Raw genomic sequence first — 17,773 nt, 5'->3', positions numbered from 1 at the left:
GTTTAAGACGAATAGGGAGTGTACAAAAATTGAAAAAAAGAAAAATTGCCCTGGCAGCCTGCATCACAGGGGCTATTGCCTTAACTGCATGCAATGATGATGGAAATGCAGATAACGATTCCGGTGAGGAAATTGCCAATATCGACGGAACTTCATTAACGGAAGAAGCGCTTACGAATGAACTAAAAAATGAATTTGGCCCTCAGCTGTTCAACCAAATGATCCAAGACACGATCCTGAGGCAACAGGCAGAAGAACTTGATATCGGGGAAGAAGAAGTAGATTCGGAACTCGAGGACATGCGTGAACAGATGGGCGTCGAAGATGACGAACAACTACTGGAGATGCTGCAAATGCAGTTGCAAATCCCGGTTGATTCCATCGATGAACTGAAAGAAGACTTTTTGCTCCCCCAAGTCGTGATCCAGGAGCTGTCCACCGCGGAGGTAGACATTACAGAAGAAGATAAAGAAGACTATTACGAAGAAAATGAAGAAGCACTGACCGAAGTGGAAGTCAGACATATTCTCGTCGAAGATGAGGAAACGGCCGAAGAAGTTTTAAGCGAACTTGAAGATGGGACAAGCTTTGAAGACGCGGTCGAAGAATATTCCCAGGATACGGCAAGTGTTCCGGAAGGCGGGAATGTTGGATCGTTCCCTCAAGAAGGACACCAAATGGATGAAAATTTCGCTGAGGCTGCATTTGAATTGGATGTAGGAGAGATCAGCGATCCCGTGGAGTCACAAATGGGATATCACATCATCGAAGTGCTGGACCGCAATGAAACGTATGAAGAGCTTGAAGAAGAAATAGAGTCAAGCCTGACACAGGAACAGTCTAAATCGCCGGAAGAAGTCGTCCAAGAACTTATGGAAAATGCCGATATCGAAATTACAGACAGCAACTATGAAGATTGGCTCGAAGAGCCCGGGGCAATGGCCATGTAATAAGAGAAGCACCTCCTAAATGATTGGAGGTGCTTCTTACTGTTCTTGATTCGTAGCACTAGCCCGTTGCTGACGCTCATGCTCCATTCGGCGAATATAGACACGCCCTTCTTGTTCAATCCATTCCGCTTCTGCCTTTCTGTCTTCAAGACTTGTCCGAATCCACATATATCCGGAAACGATCGCGGCCAAAATTACAACCGTTACCCACCACGGAATTGTCGTTATCGCTGCATTCGAAGTAAACCTTTGCAGCACCGCGAGGCCCAGAAAAATAATCACAAGCGTTAGCAGCATGCGTTTGGACCTTTCTTGCAAATCAACCACCCCTTCCGCGATTCCTCTTATTCTACTTTATGAGGACGGAAGGGCTTGTATGCTTCTTTACATATTTTTCGGCTTGTAAAATGAGCGATTTTCCAAAGCGGGAATACGCTCTGTGAAATGACCCGCTTCGGTTTTTCCCAAGGCCCGATCCATCATATTCAGTTTTGCATCAAGATTATCGATATAGTGCAGGATCTCCGCCTCTCGTAAAAGTGGAGACTTCGGACTTCCCCACTCCCCTTTTCCGTGGTGACTTAAAATGAGGTGTTCAAGCAACATCGGTTCTTCCCCTTCAATGTTCAACTCAGAGGCTGTTTGCCGGATTTCTGCAGCCATCAAGGAGATATGTCCGATCAGTTTGCCCTCCGTCGTATATTCCGTGTCAATTGGTCCGGATAATTCCCGCACTTTGCCGAGATCATGTAAAATGATGCCGGCATAAAGCAAATCTTTGTTTAAGCTGGGATACAATTGCACAACCGATTGGGCGATTTGGAGCATACACACGACGTGATAGGCAAGGCCAGACATAAACTCATGGTGATTTCTCGTGGCTGCCGGCACGTCCAAAAATGCATATTGGTACTTTTTAATCAAAAAACGTGTCATACGTTGGATTTTTGCGTTCCCGATATCAAAAACAAACTCATTGACGCGTTCGAGCATATCCAGTTTTTCCATAGGGGCTGTCGGAACGAGATCCTCCATCTTTATTTGCTCTTGATCATTTACCGGTCGTATCCGGGCAATTTTTAACTGCAAACGCCCGCGATAATCAAAGACTTCTCCCTGCACATACACGATCGTTTTTCCGGTATACGTGCGTTCATCTTCCGGTCTGACCCCCCATAATTTTGCCTCAATATCACCGCTATTATCCGATAATCGCAACGTTAGAAACGGTTTTCCGTTACTGGCTATTCCTCGAGTCGCTTGACGAATGAGCAAATGGCGATCAATTTTATCGCCGGCTTTCGTGTAATAAATTCCTTTTTCCATCATTTTGACGGGCAAACAATTCCTGAATTATGCTCGCCCTTCTCTCCTCCCTTTAGGTTCTGCGTGGCAAGGTCATTTGAAAGGATACTCGCCCATTTACGTTAAACACGCCATGGTGACCACGATGCAATTCGGTAATTTGCTTGACAATCGCGAGCCCTAGTCCGAATTGACCTTTATTTCCTTTTCGAAAAGGTTCAAACATCGTTTCCATATCTTCTTCACTAATGGCTTTCCCGTCATTTTCAACGATCAACGTTACGTATTGATCCGCTTCTTCGGCACGAATCCAAATGGTACTTTTTGCATAGCGTAATGCATTTTCAATGAGATTCTCCAAGAGAATTTGGATATGATCAGGGTCTCCTTGAAAGCGAATGGCCGCACCTTCCACGATGAAATCAAGGTCATCCCTTTGCAATCGGTAACGTTCTTCTAATTCATAGGCTAACGCCCCAAAGGATAATGCTTCAAGGTTAATCGTATCTTTCTTTAAGTTCCCTAACTTTGTAAAATAGAGCATATCTTTCACCCGTTTATCCATGCGATCCGATTCCTGTAGAATGACATCCATCGATTCTTCCACCGTATTTTTCGGAAGTACGCCGTCTTTCACTGATTGCGCGTAAGTCTTCACGACCGTGATCGGTGTTTTTAGTTCATGAGATGCGTGTTGCATAAACGTTTTTTGGGCGCTGTCGTATCGAATTAGATTCTGACGCATGAGCTCAAACTGATCCGATAGTTTTTGGAAGTCCTCATCGCCCTCCCAATGAAAAGGCTCTTTCCAGTTCCGCTTTGCAATTTGCTCAAAATGATTCCCAAGCAAGCGCAAAGGCTTTCGAAGATAACGAGTGAGCCACATCACCGGAAGCAAACTTAACGCTGAAGTGATCAACATTAAATAAACAAGGTTTTCCCAAAGCTGGTTCACCATCGAATCACGATAGGCATCCCACATAAAGGAAATATAATAGGCTTCCTCCACTTCTCCGTCTTCACTCGCGTCGATACGTGTCACAATATAAAAGACCGTGGAATCCTGATAAGTAAACTCGTAGCGGCCGGTTTCCGATTCTTGCGCAAGCGCTCGTTCAAACATTTCCTGATAGGCTTCTTCCAATTCCTCCGGCACTTCATCTCCGACGCCCGGAGCAGCCACTTGATCGGCAAAAAAGATATGGCCCACCGCCCGTGAAGATGGGTCAATGAGCGCATCATCCGGATCCGGCGGAGAAAATTGCTCACTGAATGGATTGACCAATTGCCTTTGCTGTTGTTCAATGATGCGATAGGTTTCTTCCGTAAGTGTACCTTGAATCGATATCGGATAAATAATGATCATCGACAAACCAACTAAAACGAGCAAAGAAAGAAAAGATAACCATATTCTCCGAGTAAGATTCATTCGTATCATGACGATAGAATCCTATACCCATACCCGTATAACGTTTCAAGGTGGATGCGAGGCATTTTTTTACGTACCCTCCGAACAACATCGTCGACGGCACGTTCAGAGCCATAATAATTTTCCCCCCATACTTCCTCGATAATATCCTCACGGGAAAGAGCTTTGCCTACTTGGAGCGTCAATAACAAAATCAAGTCCATCTCTTTTGTCGTCAAATCAACGACTTGTCTGTCATTTTGTTCATCAATGACCGTTCGGGCCTCCGAATCGATCGTATAATCATTTAAGTCAACGGTCTTGTTTTCATCGGATTCGGACCCATAGACACGAGTTAACAATTTCTTGACACGTATAATCAGTTCTTGCGGTAAGAACGGCTTGGATATGTAATCATCGCTCCCCATCTCCAATCCCAGCACCCGATCCAAATCCTGGTCTCTGGCTGATATAAAAATAACCGGAATATCCCCCTGGACTTCGCGAATGGTTTTCAAAATTTGATAACCATCTGTTCCCGGCAACATAATATCAAGCACCCATAGATGTGGCCTTTCCTCTACAGATTCCTGCGCCTTATCGCCATCCTGAAACAGTTTTACCGTCCAGCCTTCTTTTACCATATATGCCCGTAGTGCCTCTGACAAGTTCTCTTCATCTTCAACGAGATAAATCGTATAACTCATCAATCATCACTCATTTCTTTTCAGTTATTCATTGCAAGTCAAACGTGTGCATCATAGAGGTAGGTTTACTTTATATTATCAATCATTTGCTTTCATGCCAACCATTTTAGAGATGAGAGGTGGGAGGTGGGAAAGTTCATAAGAAAAACCCCATCCGTGATGGATGAGGTCTTGTGATTGATTAAAACAAGAGGGATATTGCGGCCAAACCAGCTAGCGGCAATGCCAATCTGCGCCAACGAAAACCAGGGGCGCCATATCCTCCGTATCCGTAACCCGGGTAACCGTATCCATACCCGCCGAATACGCGTTGATCCATTTGAGGTTGGCCCCAGTGTCCGTCTTGGTGACCGTATCCGTGGTGTTGGTGCCCGTGTGGAGGGCCATACGCTTGCTGTTGACCGTGGGTGTAATAGTGGTCGTTCCCGGGATGGTGGCCGAGTTGTTGAGTTCCGTATGCTTGGTGCCCGGAACCATGACCGTAGCTCCCGGAATAATTGTCAAATCCATGGCCTCCACCATCACTTTCCAACATAATCAAGTATACATTTTCTGCGTCGACGTTTTCCACGAAACCATAAAAACTTTGCTGATCCGCCATATCCGCCTTTACGTGTCTCCCGATATGTTGAAGACAATGTTGGTACATTTGCTCGTTACGTTGCATGATAATCGCCTACCTCCTTTACAACATAACGTATTCAATTTGGAGGCGAGATGTGAGAGGTGAGAGGTTGGATAGTGCAAAAGAAAAAAGACCCCAGGCCAGGGTCCTTTTTCTAGTCAGCTTCGCTTACGGTTTGGTCGGAACGCTCCGTTTTTCGTTCATTGCGATGGATCAGCCACGTCTGGACCATCATGAAGAGGCTGCCTGTAAACCAGTAGAGCGACAATGCGGCAGGCAGGGCGAATCCTGCACCTACAATCATGACCGGCATGATATAAAGCATGATTTTCATTTGGCCGGCTACTTCCGTAGGCATGTTACGAGTGCTTAATTGCATTTGCACAAACATGGCAAGACCGGCAAGCAAAGGCATGATCATGTATGGATCAGGATTGCCAAGGCCCATCCATAGAAAACTGTGTGTCGCGATTTCTTCCGTGCGAACAATCGCGAAATAAAAAGCCATCAATATCGGCATTTGGATAAACATCGGCAAACAGCCCGCAATCGGGTTTACCCCGCTTTTTTGGTAAAGGCTCATCATTTCTTGCTGCATCTTTCTTTGTTCTTCGGGATTTTTCATATCATATTGCGTTCTTAACTGCTCGATCTCGGGACGAAGTTTTTGCATCGCTCTACTGCTTTTATGCTGTTTTAAAAACAACGGGAGTAACAAAAGCCTGATGGCGACTGTCATGACTATAATCGCCAACCCATAGCTCCCTTGCAATATGTCTGCGGCTTGTAAAATTAACCAGGACAACGGAAAAACGAAAAAATGATCCCAGATGCCCTCGCTTTCCGACGTAATAGGGGCACGATCCATCCCGCAACCGGAAACCAAGGCACCGATCATTACGATGACGAATAATCCAGCGATATGCTTTTTCCTCAACAAAGATCCTCCTTAGATTGGAATAACACACGTTTGATCAAGGAGGATCGGATTCTTCATCGTCATCATCATGGCTTCGATCATTAAACGCCGGGATTTTTTGTAGTACACGGGGAGCAGCCGGGACGGGCGTTTGAGAAAGAAAAAAATTCACATGTTTTTTCTGACCTTGTTGCCACTGCCTGGTCATCAACTGCATCGGGGATACATAACGAAGATGGCTGTGAAAACCAATAACCGCGAGGCTGGACAGCATCATCATCACGTAAATCCAGTTCATATCTGTCACAAATTCAAGCATCATCTTTCCGGCCCCCCCCTTTTATCATTCATATGTTGCTGCATTGTATCATATATTTCTTGCTTCTTGGCTTTCTGTTCTTTCCATCTTATCCAATTTAACGTCATCTCAACCGATGATTAGGATGTTTTTCTTGATAGCACAATCGCCTGTTTCAAACTCCTCCACATCCGGGTCTGGTTATACAACAGCACACCGCCGCGGTAAACTTTCGCGGCGATAACCGTTAACAGCACAATTGTAACGATCATAATTCCTGCCGATAGTAACACTTCCCAGATTGCCGCTTCCCCCATTCCTATGCGCAAAAACATAATCATTGGCGTGAAAAACGGAATATAAGAGGTGATGGTTACAATCGTTGCACCCGGGTTCCCCATGCTAAAAACAGAGATCATGAGCGCCAAGATAACGAGCATATTCATCGGCCCTACCGCCTGGCCTACGTCTTCAATTCGTGTAACGATGGAACCAAGCATAGCTGCAAGGGTCGCGTACAGCAAATAGCCGAGGATAAAAAACAAAAAAGCAAACAGAAAAAGTTCCAATGAAAAAACCGGGCCGTCCGTCGCAAAAAGATCTTGTTGCTCCATTAACTCGCCGGCTTCCGGAGTCGAACCTGTCCCGACGAATTGGGCAAACGATACGACCGCGACCATAAAAATCAACATATATTGCGTAAGTCCGATCAAACCGACGCCGATGATCTTCCCAAACATCTGTTGAACGGGAGAAGCGCTTGAGATTAAAAGTTCCATTACTCTTGATGATTTTTCGGTGGCAACTTCTGACGCGATCATATTTCCGAGAAAAAGGACAGAAAAATAGATGACAAACAGCAAAATATTCACAAGTAAACGCGCCTGGTCTAATTCCGCCTCCGAACGCGCGGTATCATCCAACGCTGTTTGTCCAAATGGCACGGGTTCATTTAACGCGTCCAGTTCTTTCTCTTCGATTTGCAAAGCAGCTGCAATCTGGTTTTCTCTTACGTTCTGCAAGGCGGATTGAAGTTGAGAAGGAAGATACGTTTCGTTGATTGTTGGCGCGTAAAAATGGCCTTCCATATCTTCCACCTGCCCGTCCACTTGCAAATAAGCGTCATATTGCCCTTCCATCACGGCTTTTTCCGTAGCTTCTTCCTCTTCTGGCGAGGCCTCCTCTACCATAATTTGGCCGCTTCCACCCTCTATTTCTTCTGCCAATGCTCCATACAGTTCGTCGCTTTCATCAATAATGAGCACCGCGTATGTTTGCTCTGATGCATCTCCGTCAAAAAACTGGATGATATTGTTCAAATTTAAAAACACGAGCATAAATGCAGCCATCATCAATGTCGTAAACAGAAACGTTTTCGATTTAATTTTTGTCCAATAGGTATGGGCGAGCACGATTAACATTTTACGCATACGTTCGGCCCACCTTCTCAATGAAAATGTCGTGCAGAGTTGGCTCTTCCACGGAAAAATAGCGCACATGCCCGATATCCTGAAGCCGGGCAAAGATGTTTTTGGCTACCGTTTCATCACGAATGGCGATCGTCGTCTCATCGGCGCCAACGCTCATTTGAAGCACACCATCGACGTCCTCCAAAAACGACAGTGGAACATCCGCGCGAATATGGAGTTTTCGTTTTTTATATGTACGTTTAATGTCACTTAATTTTCCATGAACCACCGGCTTGCCTTCATTCATAATACAAAGATTTTCACAAAGGGACTCCACATGCTTCATATCGTGACTCGAGAAAATAATAGTTGTCCCTTCATTTTTGAGCTTTCCTACAGCCTTTTTCAACACATCAACGTTAATGGGGTCTAAACCGCTGAAAGGTTCGTCCAGGATCAAGAGCTGCGGACGATGCAAGACGGCGGCGATGAACTGTATTTTTTGTTGATTTCCTTTTGAAAGGTTTTCCACTTTGGCTTTCCGATAATGGGGAATGCGAAAACGTTCCAACCAGGCATCCACTTCTGTAATGGCATCTTGCTTGGAGAGCCCGCGCAACCGGCCAAGATAGATCATCTGCTCCATCACTTTCAGTTTCGGATATAACCCCCTCTCTTCCGGCAAATACCCAATCGTGCGCGCATTCAAGGATTGGGGAGGGACTTCATTCCAGGAAACTTCGCCGTCATCGGGGTCAAACAAGCCGATCATCATGCGAAAAGTCGTTGTTTTTCCAGCCCCGTTTGCCCCTAACATTCCAAACATTTCACCGGAGTCTATATGTAAAGTTAATTGATCGACCGCTGTTTTAGTTCCAAATCTTTTCGTAACGTTCTCCATTCGCAAAGCCATGCACTCACCTCGTTGCCATACTAGCAATACATAGCGCTTTCTACAAGTGCAGTCAGTGGTGTGTTTCAGTAATTCACTCCTACTCGCGGTCCTTGAAAAAAAGGCTGAGTAATCGAAATGAATGTGAAGTTTGAACACGCGTTCTCTCCTCAACATAACGCTGAAACTGGATTGCAATACGGGCATCGGCATGAAAGGAGAGCGAAGAGCAGCGAAAATGCCGAAGGAAGGGCGACATCGGCATAAAAAGAGAGCACAGAGGTGCTAGGGAGTCGAAGTAAGCATCGGAACGTAACAGACCTTCTGTTCATTAGACTTCTTTTCTCACACCTTTGCCACTGTTTTTCCTCGGTTTAATCTTTGCTGTCTTGAAATCCCCTCGATGCCTTTCTTTGTTCTGTATGCTTCTTGGATCAAATCATCGTGAGACATACCAGCATTTTTGAAGGTTGAACGACGAAGTACACGGCTAGATCAGCCCCAGAGCATCGCACGTATCGTTTGTCCGTCGAAAACGCTGCGATATTTTAGGACACGTGCTTAAAACGTTTGTATAGGGCAAAACTCCCGGAAAAACGATTAGATGAGGACAAAGCGACAGGCTGATATATAAATGTTTTGTCCACTTGAACGCATAGGGAAAGAATTTTTGGTATGTTGCACTAGTGCATGGCGGTCTCTCACGAAAAGTATTTGCTGATCGTCCAACGCCATTATACGGCTTCTTTTTTCAAATAATGGTGTCACTACGGGCACTACGGGGTTGGAAATCATCATTTGACTGTATTGCTTTAAGAATGAACAAGCGACAGCCCGATGCAACATTGTCATTTACATCGATCGGCGTTCTTTGCGTTTTGAGGTTCATTGGACCCTTCATTGTACCTCTACTCAGTGTTTCATGCCATTTCGGGGTTCATTGGACCTTTCATCATACCCCCGATCGGCGTTCTTTGCCAAGTGATCACCTATGTCAACCCTTCTGCACTAGTGCGTTGATATATGAAAAGCCTTTCAAATAGGATAGCCCTCTGATAAAATCAGGGTAGAAGCGGAGGGAGGGACCGATATGGATTATGCCTTAACTGTATTTGATAAAACTGGGGAAGCCTTGCTCAATGAATCGTATACGTTCGATACAGACCAGGAAGCCATTGAGCACGGCCGTAAACGATTAGAGGAAGAATCGTATATGAAAACCACGCACCGTCTCGTGCGTTCCGGAAAATTATTGTTATTTTACCGTTAACCGAAATGTAGTTGCCCTCTCGTTCGAAATGAGAGGGCAATCGTTTATTTTTAGAGATGTTGCTTCGATACGTTCATTTGTTTTCTGAACACTTCTTTAATCATATAGGCAAGACCATCCTGATCATTTGATCTTGTCACCCAATCTGCGCTTTTCCGCAGCTGAAGCGATGACTGTCCCATGGCCACACCCAGACCGACAGCATTCAACATTTCTTCATCTTCTTCCTTTGCGGCTACCGCAACCATTTCCTCGGGATGAATGCCAAGTTCAAGACCAAGATATAGCAACGTCTCTGATTTGTTTGCTTCGTTCAGTTTCAAATGAACGGAAGGAATGTCCCCTTCTTGTTCCACAATGTTTAATCCCGGGATAATGCTGCGCAGATGCTCAATGGCAGCTTCTTTTTCCTCGTTGCGGTCAAAATCAACTTTCATCCGCAAAGGTGCTATGCGATGCAAATCGATATGGTCGCTTATATGTTCAACAACTGTCTGCGGATAAAATAAAGATTCACTTACGCTTACCGTCATTCTCCCGAGCAAATTTTGCGGCTGGTGCAGGCGATTTGTCAACTCAAAATTTTCATGTTCGACAATAATTTGGCATCCAAACCGTTCCAATTCAAAAGTTATATCCCGAGCCATTTCCACCGGCATTCGTTGGGCATAAAGCGGCTTATCCGCCCGTCCGGCGATCAGGGATCCTCCGTAGCAAATCATTTCGTGTTCCATTCTCAACGCTTTCGCAATTTTATTCGCTTGCTGATAGGAGCGATGGGTAACGAGTGTTACATATACCCCTTTATTCCGGACGAATTCAATTGCTTCCTTTGTTGTTCTTGATAACCGGCTGTTGTCTTTTAAAATGGCTCCGTCGACAGACAGGGCCAATAGCCGATAGTTCAACATCATCCCTCCTGTTCGTACTCCTTGCCTTATTAATAAAAACTATGTCCGAATGAGGGAATTTAGAACTGTAGAGCCGTTTAGCTTTGGTTTAGCTATTTGACGGGAAAACTTGACTTGCAATGACCGAGCAAAGCCAAATCCCGCCCTTTAGGCGCTGGTTTTCGAGAAACTCGGCTTGGCTAGGTACGTTTGAGGCCCCTGCTGACGGGTGGCGATTAATTATACGGCCATGGAGTCAGGATATGAGCGGGGATTTCAACGACTGTACACTACTAGGGGCAGGTGTCAGAAAATTTTCTAAAAACATTCCCCCGTGGCACCTCATTCCCGATCGTGAAAGGCGAGGTAACGATCTGAAATCTAGGTTGCGGCCGAATCTTGAACGATAGGTGCCGTTTTCCTCAAAAGGGGAAAGAATGAAGACAAAATAATGTGATGTACGAAAATAACTAACCTTTGGAAGTTGGAATTACGATAAAAAAATTGAGAGCGATCGGCTCTCAATTTTTTCGATTACTGGTTTTGATCATCTTCTGGCGTGCCATACAGCGATTCCAACGGTTCTGTAATAATTTTATTCATGTCGCCAATAACTGTGCTCATTCGCTGCTCTTCTTCCATTAGCCGGGAAATCACTTCATGTTGTTGCACCATTTCAAATTGCTTTTGGGCTTGGCTAATTTCTTCCTCCGTGGGTTGCTCTCCTTGCATTTGCTTATCCTGTAAGTCTAATTGAACTTTGCGGAAATTCGAGAGCATACGGCTCGCAACATCATCTTCCTCCACTTCTTCGTGCAGGGCCTGCAAAGCCTGAAATTCATCGCTTTCCCTTAATGCTGTTGCTAATTCGTGTGCTTTATCATGTAAATTTTCAACCATGATTTTCCTCCTTTTTATTCATCCTTGCCGTTTCTTCCTTACGTTACACCTTTTCGAGGATAACATGCCTGTTCTTCAAATAACAGTACAAACCCATATTTCATAAAATGAACCTTCCACCTGGATAAACTATAGAAGAATCAAAATCAACAACCCTTGGACAATCCCGATGATTCCTCCCAAAATTCCTCCTAAAAATTTAATCATCCGTAATTCCCGATTGGAAATGTTCACGACAATTTCTTCCAAGCGGTCCAACGGAAATGCTTTCACTTGCTCACTTACAATGGTGTCGAGACGTAGCGATTCCAAAATGCCGCTCATATTCACTTCCAAAAAACCGCCGGCCTGTTGAATGACCGTATCGGAAATTTGGTCTACGTAGATAAAGTCGATTTTTTCGGCCCATTCTTTTACCGGTTTGTGAAATACTTCTTCGATGGGGATTTGCTTCATTATGAAATCGGTGAGCTCCGAATAACACTGCTCCACTGTTTTCCCGGAAACAAAGTCGCTTCCTTTTTTCTGTAAAACTTTATCATACTCTTCACGTAGTTTTTTTAGTAACCAGTTTTCAATATCCCGGGAGGTCAAAGCATCTACAACTTCAGGGTACACGCGCTCGACCATCTTTTCCGTTCGCACGAACGAGTCCAACACTTGAACGATGGAACCACGCCGCCGAATAAATGACTGTATGATCGATTGTACTTGTGCTTTCCCCTCTTTCGAATAGAGATAAACACGCAACCGCTCTAAGATCCAGTGAGCAACCTCCGGGAGGAAATCTTTCCCTTTTTGGTTCCAATCATCGGGAATGATTTCCTCGATCGTCTGCGATTGCGTTTCTTCCCAATAGGTATCCATACGGTGGGATATGATATTCTTCATGCGTTTTTCCACTTTTTGATCGGGCGATGACCATAAACGATAATGTTCTGCTATTTCTTGGAGAGAGCGTTCTTCGTTAGCCAACCATTTTTTTACTCCCTCCTTCACCCATATATTTACCTCGTTTTGAAATCGTCGTTCGGTTAATCGCCCTTGCAACCCTTCTACCGTTAACAAGTGTTCCATCACAATTCTTCCCAGATGATCCGCAATGTCAACATGACGCTTAGGGATTAATCCCGGTGTAAACGGCAATCGCCACGAACCAATAAAAATGGGTTTTCGCGGATGAAAAAGCATAGCAACCGCAATTACATTCGTTATAAACCCAATAACGGCCGCCAATAAAGCGGTCAATACTAAAAGCAACCAGCCGTTCATGACAAGACTCCTCGTATCATAAGTAAATGGAATTTCTTTTCAGCTTGCTCCCGACACTTGACTCACGTTCGTAAGCGCCGAGACGTTTTCGGATTTTTGAGCAATTACTTTAAGACAAGCTTCCTACAAACATGATACCATATAGGAAAACGTTATGAAGAGTCGGAGGAGGCACCTGTTTGCTTACACATTTTCAATTCAAAACACTGAAAGATAATTGGATTAGAAAAGAATGGAGAATTTCGTTTTTTTATAAAGGGAAACATTGTATGGGGATATATGCACAGGATGGAGCGATTGACTGGAAAAAGAACCCGCCTGAAGGAGATTTGGACATGGTGGAAATGGAAGTACACGACTTAATGCTGTACCATATATACGAAGACCACCACCCTGGCCAACCATAAAAAAGACACCACCTGCATCTTGTTTCGGAAGCCTGGTTAGAAGAAATCGGAGAAAAGAACCGATTTCTTCCTTCTCACCTTTAGAAAAACCTGGCTTGTCGCCAATTCCTTAGGACAGAAGTCATCATTTCACTTATCCTTTAATCCTTTACCATAGTTAAACATACTTGAAGTATAAAAAAGGCAGCCGAAGCTGCCTTTTAGTCATCTGTATACATTTTTGTTATCGTTGATAGCCGTTCATTTGTTGCTCGGCCATCTGAACCAAACGCTTAGTGATTTCCCCACCTACAGAGCCGTTAGAACGGGATGTGGATTCACCACCAAGCTGCACATTGAACTCTTGTGCAATTTCATACTTCATTTGATCGAGTGCCTGATCAACGCCAGGTACAACAAGTTGGTTTGAATTATTGCTTGCCATCTTATCTCACCTCCCTTGCTTGGTACCCATAGTTTGTAACGAAATCGGCACTCTATCCTTTATTTCAATTAGTAAGTTCATCCAGTAACAAAAAGAAATGATTTGCTCCTTGTCGTCGCCCCAACTCTGTTTTTACGCGTTAAAAATCATACAGTTGTTTGATCACTCGTTGTTTTTCATTAAACCGGATCAACGCTATGCTTTTTGTCCGGGGGCAGCATTTGCTTCTTGGTATATGCTTGAAATCTCGAAGCGATTGTCTGTCTTAATTGATCAGGTTCCACGATATCATCGACAACAAGTTCGGAGCCCAAACGATAAATATCAATGTTTTCTTGATACTCTTTGCGTTTCTCTGAAATGTATGCGCTCCTTTCTTCTTCAGGCAGCTTGGCGATCTTGTTTGCATAGACCGCATTCACCGCTGCTTCCGGTCCCATGACAGCGATTTGCGCGGTCGGAAGTGCCACGCAATAATCGGGCTCGAAGGCAGGCCCAGCCATCGCGTATAAGCCGGCTCCATAAGCTTTCCGAACGATGACAGATATTTTCGGCACTGTTGCGCTCGACATCGCTGAAATCATTTTGGCCCCGTGACGAATGATACCAGCTCGCTCAACTTTCGTGCCGATCATAAAGCCGGGCACGTCTGCAAGGAACAGCAACGGAATATTAAAGGCATCACAAAGATTTATGAATCGTGCCGCTTTGTCTGCGGAATCGTGAAAGAGAACCCCGCCCTTTGCTTTTGGCTGATTGGCGATGATCCCTGCCACTTCCCCATTCATCCGGGCAAACCCCGTAATTAATTCCGGTGCAAATAAACGCTTCATTTCAAAAAAACTGTCTTCATCGATCAATTGTTCAATGAGTTTATACATATCAAAAGGGGCATTTTGATTTTCCGGAATCAACTCCGCCAAATTTTTGTCTCCGGTAACCGGCGCTTTCGCTTTCACTTTTTTCGTTCTTTCACGGTAGTTTTCAGGAAAATAAGTGATGTATTGACGCGCTTTTTCGATAGCATCGGGTTCATCAACGGCAAGAACGTCCCCGCACCCGGAAACGCGACAATGCATTTCTGCACCACCCATCTCCTCCAAACTGACCTTCTCGCCAATCACCATTTCCGCCATGCGCGGAGAGCCTAAATACATGGATGCGTTTTCCTCCACCATGATGACAACATCGCAAAACGCCGGAATATAGGCGCCGCCGGCAGCCGAAGGGCCGAACAACAGGCAGACTTGCGGAATCTGTCCGGATAGATTTACCTGATTATGGAAAATTCGTCCTGCGCCACGCCGCCCGGGAAACATTTCGACTTGATCCGTAATGCGTGCCCCTGCTGAATCAACAAGGTAAAACATCGGACAGCGAAGATTTTCGGCCTGTTCTTGGATACGGATGATTTTTTCAACGGTGCGGGCGCCCCAGGAGCCGGCTTTAACGGTGGAATCATTGGCCATAAAACATACTTGTTGTCCCTGAATCGTGCCTATGCCAGTAATCACGCCATCCGCCGGTAAATCGCCGGCTTGTACATTTGCGAATTTCCCGTCTTCAAGGATGTACGCATCTTCATCCAAAAGCATACGCAAACGCTCTCTCACAAAACGCTTGCCTTTATCCTCATTGCTCTTGTGATAACGCTCAGGCCCGCCTTTTTCGATTTCCTCAGCAATGTTCCTATAATTACGTTCTGTCATTGACTGTTACCTCCATCACTCACCTTTATAAATAGGTGATCGCTTCTCCTTAAAAGCCCGAATCCCTTCTAAACGATCGGTGGTCGGCACGGTTTTTTCATATGCAGCCGTTTCGATCTCCAATCCTGTAGATAATTGGGTTTCCAAGCCTTCATCGATGGCTTTTTTTGCTTGCCGCAAGGCAATCGGTCCGTTACCGGCGATTGTATTTGCCAGCGCGAGCGCTTCATCTTCCACCGCTTCAAGCGGCGCACTGTATTCCAGTACTCCATACGCCTCTGCTTCTTTGCCGCTTAGCAAACGACCGCTGTATATCAATGTTTTCGCTTTGCCCGGCCCAATTAATCGCGCTAGCCGTTGGGTACCTCCGGCACCGGGGACAATCGCGAGCGTCGTTTCCGGCAAGCCGTATTTGCTTTCAATTGCTCCGATGCGTATATCGCAAGCGAGCGCGAGTTCAAGGCCTCCGCCGAGGGCACTGCCGTTCAATGCTGCAATGATTGGTTGCGGCATAGCCGCTACTTCATTTACCGAAGCTTTAATATTGCCTACCGCTGCGAACACTTCGTCTTCGCTCATTCCGGCCCGTTCTTTTAAATCAGCCCCCGCGCTAAAAACACGGTTGCCCTCGGCCGCAAGCACAACGACGCGCGTATCTTTGTCTTCTTTGATTGTCAGCAATTGCGTTTGCAACGCTTCAAGCAAGGGACGCGATAATGCATTGGCAGCATCCGGACGATTAAGCCTCAGCAGCACGATTCCACGTCCCGGTTTTTCTGAGCGAATTAGTTCATCCATGAAAAATATCCCCCGTTATTCAATTTCAAATAAGGCTTCTCCTTCATCGACAAACTCGCCTTCTGCTTTCATAACGGCTTTAACCTCACCGGCGGTTTCTGCCTCAACGGGGATTTCCATTTTCATGGATTCAAGAATCGCGACCTCTTCACCTGCCTTGACCGTATCCCCTTTTTGTTTCAATACTTTCCATAAATTCCCTGCCATACTTGCTTCAATCTTTGCCATTTTACATTTCCTCGCTTTTCTTAAAAATGATCATTTACAAAATTAATTGTGATCTTCCCGGCTGTATAATCGGGGTGATTGGTAACTTCGCGTAGAAAAGGAATATTTGTTTTCAGTCCTTGTATGTTACATCCCTTTAACGTTTCCTGCAATTTTTCGATCGTGTCTTCCCGGCTTTTTCCACTGACGATCAACTTCGCGAGCAAAGGATCGTAATGCGGTGTCACTTCCGTGCCACTCTGGACGCCGGTATCAAGACGGATGCATTCACCCTCGGGAATGTCAAATACATCAATTGTACCCGGCGAAGGGAAAAATGTTTTGGGATCTTCCGCGTAGATGCGCGTTTCGATCGCGTGGCCTTGCATTTGCACTCGCGATTGGTCGATGCCAAGGGCCTCACCGGCAGCTACGTTCAACTGCTCCCGTACGATATCAACCCCTGTGACTTCTTCCGTAACCGGATGCTCCACTTGCAAACGAGTGTTCATTTCCAAAAAATAAAAGTCATCATTTTCGACAAGAAATTCAAGCGTGCCGGCATTTTCATATTGCAAGGATTTTGCTGCCTGAATGGCAGCTTTTCTCAAGCGTTGCAACAGACCTTCCGATAGATCAAGCGCGGGTGCTTCCTCGATTACTTTTTGATGGCGCCGTTGAATAGAGCAATCCCTCTCTCCGAGATGGATGACATTCCCTCCCCGGTCCCCGATGATTTGCACTTCAATATGGCGAGGAGATTCCAATGCTTTTTCTATATAAAGCGAACCCGAACTGAAATAGTTCATCGCTCTTCTTTGGTTGCTTTGAAATGCTTTTTTAAGCTGTTCTTTATCTCCTGCTTTTTCCATCCCTATGCCTCCGCCGCCGGCAGCCGCTTTGAGCATAACGGGATAGCCTTGTTCTTCCGCAAACGTAACAGCTTCGTCTACACTCGCGATCGGTTCAACCGAACCCGGGATAACAGGCACGCCTGCCTTTTTCATATGATTGCGCGCCGAAACTTTATCCCCCATGAGCATCATCGTCTCCGGAGAAGGACCGACAAAAACGATCCCCTCCTCATGACAGCGCGTGGCAAAATCGGGGTTTTCAGATAGAAACCCATACCCCGGATGAATAGCATTTACTTTTGCCTCTTTTGCAACAGCTAAAATTTTATCGATATTCAAATAGCTTTCAAAAACCCTTGCAGGGCCTACTTCATAAGCTTCCTCTGCAAGGTGGACATGCAGGGCGTCACGATCGGCCTCTGAATAAATCGCGACCGCCTTAATTCCGAGCAATTGACAACTTTGAATAATTCGACAAGCGATTTCGCCCCGGTTGGCGACTAATACCTTTGTAAACATCTGTGTTCCC

General features: G+C 45.3%; 20 protein-coding genes. 3 read left to right on the top strand and 17 right to left on the bottom strand.

What is annotated here, in order from left to right:
* Nucleotides 1-29: 29 nt before the first annotated feature.
* On the top strand, nucleotides 30-950 hold the full coding sequence (locus tag DT065_RS18255; RefSeq protein WP_114375792.1) for a peptidylprolyl isomerase: 921 nt from the start codon (nucleotides 30-32) through the stop codon (nucleotides 948-950).
* 36 nt (nucleotides 951-986) lie between these two features.
* Here DT065_RS18255 and DT065_RS18250 read toward each other — a convergent pair whose 3' ends face one another.
* The 9 genes from DT065_RS18250 to DT065_RS18210 all read right to left on the bottom strand — a co-directional run bounded on the left by DT065_RS18250 (nucleotide 987) and on the right by DT065_RS18210 (nucleotide 8,534).
* Nucleotides 987-1,268: a sporulation YhaL family protein gene (locus DT065_RS18250; RefSeq protein ID WP_160112648.1), complete on the bottom strand. Its 282-nt coding sequence runs from the start codon at nucleotides 1,266-1,268 to the stop codon at nucleotides 987-989.
* 66 nt (nucleotides 1,269-1,334) lie between these two features.
* A complete protein-coding gene (gene yhaM / locus DT065_RS18245) occupies nucleotides 1,335-2,276 on the bottom strand; it encodes a 3'-5' exoribonuclease YhaM (RefSeq protein ID WP_114376438.1) in 942 nt (313 codons plus the stop codon).
* A 52-nt stretch (nucleotides 2,277-2,328) separates the two neighbouring features.
* Nucleotides 2,329-3,693 carry a sensor histidine kinase gene (locus DT065_RS18240; protein ID WP_114375789.1) on the bottom strand — a complete coding sequence of 455 codons (1,365 nt, stop codon included), beginning with the start codon at nucleotides 3,691-3,693 and terminating at the stop codon, nucleotides 2,329-2,331.
* Entirely contained in the window at nucleotides 3,690-4,370 is a 681-nt protein-coding gene (locus DT065_RS18235; protein ID WP_114375786.1) for a response regulator transcription factor, read from the bottom strand. Before DT065_RS18235 ends, DT065_RS18240 begins: the two co-directional genes overlap by 4 nt.
* A 181-nt stretch (nucleotides 4,371-4,551) precedes the next feature.
* A complete protein-coding gene (locus DT065_RS18230) occupies nucleotides 4,552-5,037 on the bottom strand; it encodes a hypothetical protein (RefSeq protein ID WP_114375784.1) in 486 nt (161 codons plus the stop codon).
* Nucleotides 5,038-5,149: 112 nt separating this feature from the next.
* On the bottom strand, nucleotides 5,150-5,932 hold the full coding sequence (yidC, locus tag DT065_RS18225; protein ID WP_418314565.1) for a membrane protein insertase YidC: 783 nt from the start codon (nucleotides 5,930-5,932) through the stop codon (nucleotides 5,150-5,152).
* Between the two features lie 37 nt (nucleotides 5,933-5,969).
* Nucleotides 5,970-6,236, bottom strand: coding sequence for a hypothetical protein (locus DT065_RS18220; RefSeq protein WP_114375783.1), 267 nt, complete (start codon nucleotides 6,234-6,236; stop codon nucleotides 5,970-5,972).
* Nucleotides 6,237-6,352: 116 nt separating this feature from the next.
* Nucleotides 6,353-7,642: an ABC transporter permease gene (locus DT065_RS18215; protein ID WP_160112647.1), complete on the bottom strand. Its 1,290-nt coding sequence runs from the start codon at nucleotides 7,640-7,642 to the stop codon at nucleotides 6,353-6,355.
* Nucleotides 7,635-8,534 carry an ABC transporter ATP-binding protein gene (locus DT065_RS18210; RefSeq protein ID WP_114375779.1) on the bottom strand — a complete coding sequence of 300 codons (900 nt, stop codon included), beginning with the start codon at nucleotides 8,532-8,534 and terminating at the stop codon, nucleotides 7,635-7,637. The genes DT065_RS18215 and DT065_RS18210 overlap by 8 nt, the downstream gene beginning before the upstream one ends.
* A 1,069-nt stretch (nucleotides 8,535-9,603) precedes the next feature.
* Here DT065_RS18210 and DT065_RS18205 point away from each other — a divergent pair.
* A complete protein-coding gene (locus DT065_RS18205) occupies nucleotides 9,604-9,783 on the top strand; it encodes a YhzD family protein (RefSeq protein WP_114375777.1) in 180 nt (59 codons plus the stop codon).
* 50 nt (nucleotides 9,784-9,833) lie between these two features.
* Here DT065_RS18205 and DT065_RS18200 read toward each other — a convergent pair whose 3' ends face one another.
* From DT065_RS18200 to DT065_RS18190, 3 genes are all read right to left on the bottom strand, one after another.
* Nucleotides 9,834-10,691 carry an HAD hydrolase family protein gene (locus tag DT065_RS18200; protein ID WP_160112646.1) on the bottom strand — a complete coding sequence of 286 codons (858 nt, stop codon included), beginning with the start codon at nucleotides 10,689-10,691 and terminating at the stop codon, nucleotides 9,834-9,836.
* A gap of 516 nt (nucleotides 10,692-11,207) precedes the next feature.
* On the bottom strand, nucleotides 11,208-11,573 hold the full coding sequence (locus tag DT065_RS18195; RefSeq protein ID WP_114375774.1) for a YlbF/YmcA family competence regulator: 366 nt from the start codon (nucleotides 11,571-11,573) through the stop codon (nucleotides 11,208-11,210).
* 129 nt (nucleotides 11,574-11,702) lie between these two features.
* Nucleotides 11,703-12,845 carry a DUF445 family protein gene (locus tag DT065_RS18190; protein WP_114375772.1) on the bottom strand — a complete coding sequence of 381 codons (1,143 nt, stop codon included), beginning with the start codon at nucleotides 12,843-12,845 and terminating at the stop codon, nucleotides 11,703-11,705.
* Nucleotides 12,846-13,024: 179 nt separating this feature from the next.
* Here DT065_RS18190 and DT065_RS18185 point away from each other — a divergent pair, with 179 nt between their 5' ends.
* A complete protein-coding gene (locus tag DT065_RS18185; RefSeq protein ID WP_114375771.1) occupies nucleotides 13,025-13,252 on the top strand; it encodes a DUF5342 family protein in 228 nt (75 codons plus the stop codon).
* A gap of 223 nt (nucleotides 13,253-13,475) precedes the next feature.
* Here the strand turns inward: DT065_RS18185 and DT065_RS18180 are convergent, their stop codons facing one another.
* From DT065_RS18180 to DT065_RS18160, 5 genes are all read right to left on the bottom strand, one after another.
* Nucleotides 13,476-13,676 carry an alpha/beta-type small acid-soluble spore protein gene (locus tag DT065_RS18180; protein WP_114375769.1) on the bottom strand — a complete coding sequence of 67 codons (201 nt, stop codon included), beginning with the start codon at nucleotides 13,674-13,676 and terminating at the stop codon, nucleotides 13,476-13,478.
* A gap of 179 nt (nucleotides 13,677-13,855) precedes the next feature.
* Entirely contained in the window at nucleotides 13,856-15,385 is a 1,530-nt protein-coding gene (locus tag DT065_RS18175) for an acyl-CoA carboxylase subunit beta (protein WP_114375767.1), read from the bottom strand.
* Nucleotides 15,386-15,400: 15 nt separating this feature from the next.
* Nucleotides 15,401-16,183 carry an enoyl-CoA hydratase-related protein gene (locus DT065_RS18170; protein ID WP_114375765.1) on the bottom strand — a complete coding sequence of 261 codons (783 nt, stop codon included), beginning with the start codon at nucleotides 16,181-16,183 and terminating at the stop codon, nucleotides 15,401-15,403.
* Nucleotides 16,184-16,198: 15 nt separating this feature from the next.
* Nucleotides 16,199-16,411 carry an acetyl-CoA carboxylase biotin carboxyl carrier protein subunit gene (locus DT065_RS18165; protein ID WP_114375764.1) on the bottom strand — a complete coding sequence of 71 codons (213 nt, stop codon included), beginning with the start codon at nucleotides 16,409-16,411 and terminating at the stop codon, nucleotides 16,199-16,201.
* Between the two features lie 20 nt (nucleotides 16,412-16,431).
* The gene (locus tag DT065_RS18160) at nucleotides 16,432-17,763 is read right to left on the bottom strand and encodes an acetyl-CoA carboxylase biotin carboxylase subunit (RefSeq protein ID WP_114375762.1); all 1,332 of its coding nucleotides are present in this window, start codon (nucleotides 17,761-17,763) and stop codon (nucleotides 16,432-16,434) included.
* Nucleotides 17,764-17,773 lie beyond the last annotated feature (10 nt).

Origin of the sequence: Salicibibacter kimchii (genome assembly GCF_003336365.1) — a bacterium.
In the GTDB taxonomy this organism is placed as follows: Bacteria; Bacillota; Bacilli; order Bacillales; family Marinococcaceae; genus Salicibibacter; species Salicibibacter kimchii.
This window is presented reverse-complemented; position numbering and strand designations above follow the sequence as displayed.

Excerpts from the sequence above, each read along its gene's own strand:
- DT065_RS18210 (WP_114375779.1), bottom strand. The coding sequence starts at position 8,534 with ATGGCTTTGCGAATGGAGAACGTTACGAAAAGATTTGGAACTAAAACA.
- DT065_RS18170 (WP_114375765.1), bottom strand. The coding sequence starts at position 16,183 with ATGGATGAACTAATTCGCTCAGAAAAACCGGGACGTGGAATCGTGCTG.
- DT065_RS18230 (WP_114375784.1), bottom strand. The coding sequence starts at position 5,037 with ATGCAACGTAACGAGCAAATGTACCAACATTGTCTTCAACATATCGGG.
- DT065_RS18240 (WP_114375789.1), bottom strand. The coding sequence starts at position 3,693 with ATGATACGAATGAATCTTACTCGGAGAATATGGTTATCTTTTCTTTCT.
- DT065_RS18195 (WP_114375774.1), bottom strand. The coding sequence starts at position 11,573 with ATGGTTGAAAATTTACATGATAAAGCACACGAATTAGCAACAGCATTA.
- yhaM (WP_114376438.1), bottom strand. The coding sequence starts at position 2,276 with ATGGAAAAAGGAATTTATTACACGAAAGCCGGCGATAAAATTGATCGC.
- DT065_RS18220 (WP_114375783.1), bottom strand. The coding sequence starts at position 6,236 with ATGATGCTTGAATTTGTGACAGATATGAACTGGATTTACGTGATGATG.
- DT065_RS18175 (WP_114375767.1), bottom strand. The coding sequence starts at position 15,385 with ATGACAGAACGTAATTATAGGAACATTGCTGAGGAAATCGAAAAAGGC.
- DT065_RS18160 (WP_114375762.1), bottom strand. The coding sequence starts at position 17,763 with ATGTTTACAAAGGTATTAGTCGCCAACCGGGGCGAAATCGCTTGTCGA.
- DT065_RS18180 (WP_114375769.1), bottom strand. The coding sequence starts at position 13,676 with ATGGCAAGCAATAATTCAAACCAACTTGTTGTACCTGGCGTTGATCAG.
- DT065_RS18190 (WP_114375772.1), bottom strand. The coding sequence starts at position 12,845 with ATGAACGGCTGGTTGCTTTTAGTATTGACCGCTTTATTGGCGGCCGTT.
- DT065_RS18205 (WP_114375777.1), top strand. The coding sequence starts at position 9,604 with ATGGATTATGCCTTAACTGTATTTGATAAAACTGGGGAAGCCTTGCTC.
- DT065_RS18165 (WP_114375764.1), bottom strand. The coding sequence starts at position 16,411 with ATGGCAAAGATTGAAGCAAGTATGGCAGGGAATTTATGGAAAGTATTG.
- DT065_RS18235 (WP_114375786.1), bottom strand. The coding sequence starts at position 4,370 with ATGAGTTATACGATTTATCTCGTTGAAGATGAAGAGAACTTGTCAGAG.
- DT065_RS18215 (WP_160112647.1), bottom strand. The coding sequence starts at position 7,642 with ATGCGTAAAATGTTAATCGTGCTCGCCCATACCTATTGGACAAAAATT.